8 protein-coding genes are annotated in these 7,374 nt (G+C 61.9%); 6 read left to right on the plus strand and 2 right to left on the minus strand.

The window, feature by feature from the left end; translation table 11 throughout:
* Positions 1–162 precede the first annotated feature (162 nt).
* The 6 genes from nrdH to RH857_RS11810 all read left to right on the plus strand — a co-directional run bounded on the left by nrdH (position 163) and on the right by RH857_RS11810 (position 6,042).
* Positions 163–411 (plus strand): glutaredoxin-like protein NrdH, encoded by a 249-nt coding sequence (nrdH, locus tag RH857_RS11785; RefSeq protein WP_310538171.1) that lies wholly within the window; start codon positions 163–165, stop codon positions 409–411.
* A complete protein-coding gene (gene nrdI / locus RH857_RS11790) occupies positions 411–884 on the plus strand; it encodes a class Ib ribonucleoside-diphosphate reductase assembly flavoprotein NrdI (RefSeq protein ID WP_310538172.1) in 474 nt (157 codons plus the stop codon). The genes nrdH and nrdI overlap by 1 nt, the downstream gene beginning before the upstream one ends.
* Positions 851–3,028, plus strand: a complete 2,178-nt coding sequence (gene nrdE / locus RH857_RS11795; protein WP_374761164.1) for a class 1b ribonucleoside-diphosphate reductase subunit alpha — start codon at positions 851–853, stop codon at positions 3,026–3,028. The genes nrdI and nrdE overlap by 34 nt, the downstream gene beginning before the upstream one ends.
* Positions 3,029–3,118: 90 nt before the next feature.
* Entirely contained in the window at positions 3,119–4,111 is a 993-nt protein-coding gene (gene nrdF, locus RH857_RS11800) for a class 1b ribonucleoside-diphosphate reductase subunit beta (RefSeq protein WP_310538173.1), read from the plus strand.
* Positions 4,112–4,486: 375 nt separating this feature from the next.
* The gene (locus RH857_RS11805; protein ID WP_310538174.1) at positions 4,487–5,800 is read left to right on the plus strand and encodes a tyrosine-type recombinase/integrase; all 1,314 of its coding nucleotides are present in this window, start codon (positions 4,487–4,489) and stop codon (positions 5,798–5,800) included.
* A 35-nt stretch (positions 5,801–5,835) separates the two neighbouring features.
* A complete protein-coding gene (locus RH857_RS11810; RefSeq protein WP_310538175.1) occupies positions 5,836–6,042 on the plus strand; it encodes a helix-turn-helix domain-containing protein in 207 nt (68 codons plus the stop codon).
* An 87-nt stretch (positions 6,043–6,129) separates the two neighbouring features.
* Here the strand turns inward: RH857_RS11810 and RH857_RS11815 are convergent, their stop codons facing one another.
* Both RH857_RS11815 and RH857_RS11820 read right to left on the minus strand, forming a co-directional pair.
* On the minus strand, positions 6,130–6,741 hold the full coding sequence (locus RH857_RS11815; protein WP_310538176.1) for a hypothetical protein: 612 nt from the start codon (positions 6,739–6,741) through the stop codon (positions 6,130–6,132).
* A gap of 21 nt (positions 6,742–6,762) precedes the next feature.
* The gene (locus RH857_RS11820; protein WP_310538177.1) at positions 6,763–7,209 is read right to left on the minus strand and encodes a single-stranded DNA-binding protein; all 447 of its coding nucleotides are present in this window, start codon (positions 7,207–7,209) and stop codon (positions 6,763–6,765) included.
* Positions 7,210–7,374 lie beyond the last annotated feature (165 nt).

Consider the following 7,374-nt stretch of genomic DNA (forward strand, 5'->3'; position numbering starts at 1 on the left):
CCGTCCACAGGGCCTGTGCACTGGCGGTGAAGAACTACACTGATGTGAGTCACAGCATCTAGTGGTTGCTGACGGAATCAAACCCAAGATGTAGTATTGAGTACGTCAAAGGCCGCAATGCCGACCAGCGCATACGACACCAGAATGTGAAGGGACTTCCCCATGAGCGTCACCGTCTACACCAAGCCCGCCTGCGTGCAGTGCAACGCCACGTACCGTGCCCTGGACAAGAACGGCGTCACCTACAAGACCGTCGACATTTCCCAGGATGCCGAGGCTCTGGAGCGTGTGCGCGCACTGGGATACATGCAGGCTCCCGTGGTCATCACCGACAACGATCACTGGTCCGGCTTCCGCCCGGACAAGATCTCCGAGCTGGCCTCCGCAGAGAGCACCGCAGCCGTCGCCTGATGATGCTCACCTCAGAGCAGAGCCGGACAGCGCAGACGGTCACCTCTGCGCGAGTCATCTACTTCTCCTCGGTGTCGAACAACACGCACCGATTCGTGAAGAAGCTGGGCCTGCCTGAGTCTGAGACCGCGCGGCTGCCACTGCACACCAAGGATGAGACCCTGCTGGCCACCGAGCCCTTTGTGCTGGTGGTTCCCAGCTACGGGGCCGACGGCGGCAAGGGCTCAGTTCCCAAGCAGGTCATCAAGTTCCTCAACGTGGAGTCCAACCGGAATCTGCTGCGTGGAGTGATCGGCGCAGGGAACACGAACTTCCAGGAGAGCTACTGCATTGCCGGCGACATCATCGCCGCGAAATGCGGAGTTCCGCATCTGTACAGATTCGAGCTCATGGGCACCGAAGAGGACGTGTCCAGAGTCCACGAAGGATTGGAAAAGTTTTGGAAACAGCAGTCAAGCCTCTCAGCCGCGTAGAAGAGCCGCCCCTGGCCAAAGAGGTCCCGCCGCAGTGGGAGGGCCTGAGCTACCACGAGCTCAACGCCATGCTGAACCTCTACGGCCCCAACAACGAGATTCAGTTCGAGGCCGACCAGCTTGCTGCGCGCAAGTACTTCCTGGATCACGTTAACGTCAACACCGTCTTCTTCCACGATCTCGACGAGAAGCTGAAGTACCTGGTCGATAACGACTACTACGAGATCGAGACCCTGGATCAGTACAGCCGGGAGTTCATCCGCAGCCTCTGGGACCAGGCCTACGCGGCCAAGTTCCGTTTCCCCACCTTCCTGGGTGCCTTCAAGTTCTACACCTCCTATGCGCTGAAGACCTTTGACGGCAAGCGCTACCTGGAGCGTTTTGAGGATCGCGTCTGCATGGTGGCCCTGCACCTGGCCCGCGGCGACGAGCAGCTGGCCGTGCGCATCATGGAGGAGATCATCACCGGTCGCTTCCAGCCGGCCACCCCCACCTTCCTCAACGCAGGCAAGAAGCAGCGCGGCGAGCTTGTCTCCTGCTTCCTGCTGCGCATCGAGGACAACATGGAGTCCATCGCCCGCGGCATCAACTCCGCACTGCAGCTGTCCAAGCGCGGCGGCGGCGTGGCACTGTCTCTGACCAATATCCGTGAGCACGGCGCGCCCATCAAGCAGATCCAGAACCAGTCCTCCGGCGTCATCCCGGTGATGAAGCTGCTGGAAGACTCCTTCTCCTACGCCAACCAGCTCGGTGCTCGTCAGGGTGCGGGCGCGGTGTACCTCAACGCCCACCACCCGGACATCTACCGGTTCCTGGACACCAAGCGTGAGAACGCCGATGAGAAGATCCGCATCAAGACCCTCTCCCTGGGCGTGGTGATCCCTGACATCACCTTCGAGCTGGCGAAGAAGAACGAGGACATGTACCTCTTCAGCCCGTATGACGTCGAGCGCGTCTACGGCAAGCCGTTCAGCGAGATCTCCGTCTCGGAGAAGTACTACGAGATGGTCGACGACGCCCGGATCAAGAAGTCCAAGATCAACGCGCGTGAGTTCTTCACCACTCTGGCGGAGATCCAGTTCGAGTCCGGTTACCCCTACATCATGTTCGAGGACACGGTGAACCGGGCCAACCCCATCGAGGGCCGGATCACCATGTCCAACCTGTGCTCCGAGATCCTCCAGGTCTCTGAGCCCAGCGAGTACAACGCCGATCTCGGCTACGCGCAGGTGGGCAAGGACATCTCCTGCAACCTGGGCTCGCTGAACATCGCCAAGACCATGGACTCCCCGGACTTCGGCGCCACGATCGAGACCGCCATCCGGTCGCTGACCGCCGTGTCGGATATGTCCTACATCGACTCGGTGCCCTCGATCGCGGAGGGCAACAAGCGCAGCCACGCCATCGGTCTGGGCCAGATGAACCTGCACGGCTACCTGGCACGTGAGCGGGTCTTCTACGGCTCCGAAGAGGGCCTTGACTTCACCAACATTTACTTCTACACGGTGCTGTTCCACTGCCTGCGCGCCTCTAACCAGATCGCGAAGGAAACCGGTCAGACCTTCGACGGGTTTGAGCGCTCCAAGTACGCCACCGGCGAGTTCTTCGACAAGTACACCGAGCAGGTGTGGGAGCCGAAGACCGCTAAGGTCCGTGAGCTCTTCGCCCACGTGCAGATTCCCACCCAGGCCGACTGGCTGGCCCTGAAGGCCGAGGTGCAGAAGTACGGCATCTACAACCAGAACCTGCAGGCAGTCCCGCCGACCGGTTCGATCAGCTACATCAACAACTCGACCTCCTCGATCCACCCCGTGGCCTCGAAGATCGAGATCCGCAAGGAAGGCAAGATCGGCCGCGTCTACTACCCGGCGCCCTACCTCGACAACGACAACCTCGAGTACTACGAGGATGCCTACGAGATCGGCTACGAGAAGATCATCGACACCTACGCCGCTGCCACTCAGCACGTGGACCAGGGCCTGTCCCTGACGCTGTTCTTCAAGGACACCGCCACTACCCGGGATATCAACAAGGCACAGATCTACGCGTGGAAGAAGGGCATCAAGACCCTCTACTACATCCGTCTGCGCCAGCTGGCCCTGGAGGGCACCGAGGTCGAGGGCTGCGTCTCCTGCATGCTGTGACCCTGGTGTCCGGCACCCCGGACCCGACCTGAAGAGCGACGCCGACCGCGCCGCTAGCACGCACCGTTTGAGAGAACTGGAAGAAGCACCATGACTACCTCCGCAGCAGCGCCTACGCAGTCGGGTCTCCTCGACCACGTGGAGGCGATCAACTGGAACCGCCTTCAGGACGAGAAGGACAGCGAGGTCTGGAACCGGCTGGTCAACAACTTCTGGCTGCCTGAGAAGGTGCCGGTGTCCAACGACGTCCAGTCCTGGGCCACCCTGACCGAGGAGGAGAAGACCCTGACCATGCGGGTCTTCACCGGCCTCACCCTGCTGGACACCATCCAGGGCACCGTGGGTGCGGTGGCGCTCATCCCGCACTCCCTGACCCAGCACGAGGAGGCGGTCCTGACCAACATCGCCTTCATGGAGTCGGTGCACGCCAAGTCCTACTCCCAGATCTTCTCAACCCTGTGCTCCACCAAGGAGATTGACGAGGCTTTCCGCTGGTCCAAGGAGAACCCGAATCTGCAGCGCAAGGCGCAGATCGTCATGGACTACTACCACGGCAACGATGGGCTGAAGAAGCGTGTGGCCTCCACGATTCTGGAGTCCTTCCTTTTCTACTCCGGTTTCTACCTGCCTATGCACTGGTCATCCCGGGCCAAGCTGACCAACACCGCGGACATTATTCGCCTCATCATCCGTGATGAGGCCGTCCATGGTTACTACATCGGCTACAAGTACCAGCGGGCTCTGGAGCAGGAGACCCCTGAGCGCCGCGAGGAGCTGAAGGCCTACACCTATGACCTGCTTTTCGAGCTCTACGAGAACGAGGTGCAGTACACCCACGATCTCTACGACGGCGTCGAGCTGGCTGAGGACGTGAAGAAGTTCCTGCATTACAACGCCAACAAGGCGCTCATGAACCTGGGCTACGAGGCAATGTTCCCCGCCGAGGTCACCAACGTGAACCCGGCGATCCTCTCGGCACTGAGCCCCAACGCTGATGAGAACCACGACTTCTTCTCCGGCTCCGGCAGCTCCTACGTGATCGGCAAGGCCGTTGAGACCGAAGACGACGACTGGGACTTCTGAGACTTTCTCAACACAGATGTCCTGAGTTGTCGCCGTAAGGCCTGGCAAGGGGCCCGGATCCGCAGGTTTCTGCAGGTCCGGGCCCTTTTTCGTGCCTCCTCCTAACGAACACAGGAGGACGAAGATGCACACCAGCAGCCTTACATGCAGGCACGCCGGGGGCACGAGCACACCTTCCCGATGGGAAAGGGGATGCCGAGCACCCGTAATCGTGGCCGAAGGTAGCCCCGAGGTCGTGCCCCAACGTGCCCCTCAGCGACCCTTTAGCACCCCTAGATCCGCGAAATGGCGCGGATGTAGCCGTGTACCAAAAGGAAGGGGCACGGAGGGGCACGCCCGCCCGCAATGGTCCGCAGGAGTCCACGGGAGGGCGCGATGAGCACGGAAAAGCGCGAGACATCATCAACACGACGCGAGGCATGGGGGAGACTCCGCAAGCTGCCTTCTGGTCGTTGGCAGGTCAGGTATCCCGGCCCGGATGGCCGGACGTATACAGCCCGAACTGAGGCCGATAAGCCGCTGACCTTCCTGACCAAGACCGACGCGCGGACTTGGCTGGCCAACGTCCATACACAGATCGCCCGCGGACAATGGGAGCCCCCGGCCGTGGTGGCGGCTCGCCGACGGGCGGAGGCCGAGGCGGAGAGGGCCCGGACCCTCGGCTTCGCGGAGTATGCCGAGCATTGGATGGAGATGATCCGTACCCAGCCCAACCGCAGCGGCAAGAAGCGGTCTGAAGGGACGATCCGGTCCTACCAGAGCAAGGTCAGCGGATACCTCATCCCGGAGTTCGGAGACACCCCACTGCGGGACATCGATGCAGCACGCATCAAAGTGATGACCGATCGGCTGGATGCGATTCCCTCACCGTTGAACCCGAAGTCCAAATTCAACGGGGTCAGCCGGCCGGTACTCGTGGTGCTGATGATGATCCTGCGCCAAGCCGCCCGGGACGGCATCATCCCAGCAGCACCCCCGGTCTCTGTGCCGAAACAGGAATCAGTCCGCTACGACTCCGACCATGCGGAGACTGATGATGTGGCCCGACCGGACCAGGTAGAGGCCTTGTATGACGCCACACCTGAGCATTTCGGGATCATGGTTCTGTTGGCTGCGTGGTGTCAGCTCAGGCGAGGGGAGTGCTTGGGTCTGCAGCGTCGGGACATCATCTGGCATGAGGACGGCACCGCAACCCTCTACGTCCACCGTCAGCTCAACGCCAACACAGGCGACCTGACCATGCCGAAGACCGAAGCCGGCAAACGCCCGCTGAGCGTCCCCGACATCATGCTCCACCGTCTGAGGAAGCACCTGGAAGACAATGTGGCGCCCGAGGCGAAAGCACCCGTGGTGCCAACAACGCGGCGGGGGAGTGTCCCGTTGTCGAATACCCGATGGGGGTACATATGGGCCGAAGTCCGTGAGAAGGTCAACGACCTGCCCCACCGTTATCGCTTCCACGACCTGCGCCATACGGGACTGACCATCTTCGCCCAGGAGGGAGCGACGCTCGCCGAGCTGATGCGCCGCGGGGGTCACTCAGACATCCGAGTCGTCCTGCGCTACCAGCACAGCACCATGGCACGGGACCGGGAGCTGGCTGAGCGAATGAGCAGAACGGCTCAGGCCAAGATCGAGGCCCGAAAGAAGGCAGATAAGGACAGTCAGGGCGGAGATGGACACCTATGAGATGTCAGAGCCACGAAGAAAGGGGGTGACACCTCATGGCAGCACAGGACAAGAAGTCCTCCTCTGAGCAACAGCTGGTTTCGCTCGCGGAAGCCGCCGAACAGTTCGGCGTCTCGGTCAAGACCATTCGACGCCGCATCGCTGACGGCACAGTACATGGTTACCGCGTAGGGCGACTGATCCGGGTGGACCTCAACGAGCTCCAGCAACAGCTGCTGGTAGAGATCCCCTCGTTGAAGTAAAAAGTCGATCTTCGGACCCAATACTGGTGGAGGATGGTCCCGCTCAAAGAGCGAGGCCATCCTCCACCAGCGTGAGCCGGAAGCGGATCAATAGGTGTCTGCGTGGTCGTCGAGGTGGCGGAAGAATTCGTCTTCGGCTTGGCGTCGTTGTGCGACTTGGGCCATCACGAAGTCCACGAACTCGCTTTCGCGGTCTTCGATGGTGAGGTCTTCTACCGGTGGGGCGGGTTCTTCTCCGGGCCAGGAGGTCTGCCGGGTGGGTCGGTCCCTATCTAGCCGGGTGCCCGAGGCTGCGACCCACTCGCGTAGCCGGGCTCTGGCGTCTGCGAAGTCCCGGTGCCACCCGATGGGAGCTGAGGCGTTCTGTTCGGGGTCGTAGGCTCCGAGCCAGTGCAGGTGTAGGGCGGAGAGTTCCCAGACCAGTTCGGGGTGGTGGTGCCAGAACGGTGGGATCACACTGGCCGGTAGCCCGTAGGTCCGCCGCAGCCAATGGACCCACTTGTTTAGTTCCAGCCATTCAGCCTCCAGGTCCTCGGCGGCAAGCAGGTTCCAGTTGATCGGCTTCGGCGGTTCAGGAAGGTCGCCGCCGGGGTCGAACCCTGGCTCAAAGCCGGGGTCTGGTTCGTCATAGGCCGCGTCATAGGTGTCGTGGGCCAGGTAGTCCTCCGGCCCCGGGTCGTGTGGGGTGTGCTGGTTCATGGCTCTGGCTCCTGGCCGGTGTCAGAGGCTGAGGTTGGGCGGTTCGGACTGTGGGTTCTGCCGCTGGGGTGCCTCGAACCCGGCGGCGTCGCGTTCGAGACTGCGGCGGGGCGTGCGGTCCACCTCGTAGCGGGTGCGGGCCATGTCATGACCGATCCGGCGGGCCACGAACTCCTCACCGGGAGCGGTCAGCCCGTTGGCGTCGGTGTACTCGTATTCGCGGACGTAGCCTTCGGCGATGATCTTGTCGCCCTTGGCCAGGCGTTCATGGCCTTGTTCGGCGGCGGCTTTGAAGGCCACCAGGTTGTGGAAGGTGGTGTCCTTCTGCGTAAACGACCCATCGGCTTCGCGCTGGTAGTGCTCCTTGCCGACCTTGACGAACAAGCGCGGGTCACCGTTTTCGGTGTAGCTCAGCTGCGGTGCTGAAGCGATGAAACCGGAGAATGACTGTTGGGTATGGATCGCCATGACCAGGGCTCCTTATCTGCCACGGCCACCGCCCGTGTGCAGGTGGCCTCTGCCAGACAGGTGCACCCCGCCACCCGAGACACAGCCCCCGGACGGGGTTAGGTGCCTGAGTGGTGTTGGAGCATGGCTTCGATCTGCTCCCGGTCGGCCTTCAACTCAGCGGCC

It is taken from the genome of Nesterenkonia flava (assembly GCF_031432335.1).
Classification (GTDB): domain Bacteria; phylum Actinomycetota; class Actinomycetes; order Actinomycetales; family Micrococcaceae; genus Nesterenkonia; species Nesterenkonia flava.